Raw genomic sequence first — 2,354 nt, 5'->3', positions numbered from 1 at the left:
CACGACGCCCATCACGGCCACCGTTACCACCACGACCGCCTTCACGACGTGGACGAGCTGGAGGTGGAGATGGCTCTAAGCCTTCAATTTCAGAAACATTTAAACGAGCTTCTAAGTAGTCTTCCAGCGCACGGATTTTACCGCGTTCACGATAGGTCGCTAAAGTAATCGCTTGACCTGTACGACCAGCACGACCTGTACGACCAATACGGTGTACATAATCTTCATGCTTCATTGGTAAGCCGAAGTTAATAACGTGTGAAATTGTTGGAACGTCAAGACCACGTGCAGCAACGTCAGTAGCAACTAAGATTTTCGCACGGCCTTCACGGATACTACGTAAACGACGGTTACGAACTGTTTGCGGCATTGCACCGTGAAGTGCAACAACTGAATGACCTGCTTCTGCAAGTTCTTCAGCCAACATATCTGTATCTTCTTGTGTGCTCGCGAATACAACAGCTTGGTCAAGCGTTTCATCAGCCAACCAGTGAGTCAGAAGTTTCTTCTTATGTTCGAAACCATCTGTCCAGTGTAAAGTTTGGGTGATGTCAGTATTGGTGCTGTGACCAGTTTCAATTGCAATACGCTCAGGTTCATTCATCATGCGCTCAGCAAGACGAATAATACGGTCAGCAAAAGTTGCAGAGAACATTAACGTTTGACCACGATTCGCAGCCAAGTCACTGATCGCTTCTAAGTCTTCAGAGAAACCAAGGTCTAACATACGGTCAGCTTCGTCCACGATTAAAGCATCAACTTTGTCTAGCTTTAATTGACGACGGTTAACTAAGTCTAATAAACGACCTGGAGTCGCAACTACAACTTGAGCACCTTTAAGCTGTTGAATTTGTTTACCAAAAGGCATACCACCCATAATTGCAGCAATACGAACACCTTTCATGTGACGTACAAAAGCAATTGCGTCTTGGCTAACTTGTTGAGCCAATTCACGTGTTGGGCATAAAACTAAAATGCTAGGCTGAGTCACTGCTTTCATACGTTCTTTGAACGGAACGAAAGTATCTTGACCTGCCAAATTATGTAATGTCGGTAATAAGAATGCAGCAGTTTTACCAGAACCAGTCTGGCTAGAAACAAGAAGGTCTTTACCTTCTAAAGCAGCAGGAATAGATTGTTCTTGCACAGGAGTTGGGTTAGTAAAACCTAAACCTTCAAGAGCTTGTTGTAAGGTTTCGTGCAAAGAAAATTCGGCAAAAGTTTTGCTCATAGAGAGTTCCACCCCAAAGGGTGCTCCATTTTTAATAAATACAAATAGACATCGGCAAAAGCGGCAAAGCAAATATTAGCTGAATCTTATTATTCAGCAGCAATCCGAGTAACGACGATGTGGACTAAACGCACGCTTGATTACGGCCGCAACCTGAAGAATCGCTGAGCGATTGGGGCGCAAGAAATGGTCCTCTCTATGGACAGCGTGCGCTTACAATGAATAGAACAGAATGTTCAGGTAATGAACGGAAATTTAAGTGCGTGGGCGGATTATAGCAGAAAGAATTTAAAAGTCATGTGTTTTAATCAACTTTCTCGGTATTTCTACTGTTATTTGTATTTTACCGACCATTAAAAAGTAAAACCCTCTATAAAAAGAGGGTCTTACTCAGAAATAATTTTTTTAAATTATTTTGCAGCTTTGTCCCAAGCAGGAACTACAGTTTGCATTAATGGCTTTAACATTTTCAGTGAGCATGCAATCACTTGACCATTTTCAAGTGAATCATTACCACCACGTGTGCGTCAACCACAACACCACCAGCTTCCTTGATAATAAGCTCACCAGCAGCGATATCCCATGGCTTTAAACCAAGTTCAAAGAAACCATCGAAACGACCAGCAGCAACATAAGCTAAGTCGAGAGCAGCTGAACCACCACGGCGGATTTGAGCACCCGCTTGAGTCACAGCTAATAATGAAGCAAAGTGCTGTTCTGCATAAGACACAATTTCACCAGCACGTTTAGCACGGTAAGGGTGACCTACTGCCAAGAATGTATTTTCTAGGCTGTCTTTTACATTTACGCGAATACGACGCTGGTTCATCACTGCACCACGGCCACGACTTGCAGAGAACAATTCGTCACGTACTGGATCGTAAATTACGCCGTGCTGAGTAACACCTTTGTGCTGAACAGCAATAGAAATACAGAAATGAGGGAAACCATTAATAAAGTTTTGCGTGCCATCAAGAGGGTCGATCACCCAGCACCAGTCTGCATCGTGGCCTTTGCCCTCTTGCAAACCGAACTCTTCACCTAAGAAGCTATGGTTTTTATAACTTTTACGTAATGTATCAATCGTCAATTGTTCTAAATAACGATCTACACGTGTTATAGG

General features: G+C 43.2%; 1 protein-coding gene and 1 pseudogene. Both read right to left on the bottom strand.

Features of this window, described 5'->3' with window-relative positions:
- A partial coding sequence (locus tag C1642_RS09575; RefSeq protein ID WP_052774327.1) for a DEAD/DEAH box helicase occupies positions 1-1,231 on the bottom strand: 1,231 nt, incomplete at its 3' end.
- Between the two features lie 410 nt (positions 1,232-1,641).
- Positions 1,642-2,354: pseudogene (locus C1642_RS09570) on the bottom strand (inositol monophosphatase family protein); the annotation flags it as partial.

Origin of the sequence: Acinetobacter sp. AKBS16 (assembly GCF_002899995.1) — a bacterium.
GTDB classification, from domain to species: domain Bacteria; phylum Pseudomonadota; class Gammaproteobacteria; order Pseudomonadales; family Moraxellaceae; genus Acinetobacter; species Acinetobacter baumannii.
Note: the sequence above shows the minus strand (reverse complement) of the source record. Positions and strands in the feature narration are given on the sequence as shown.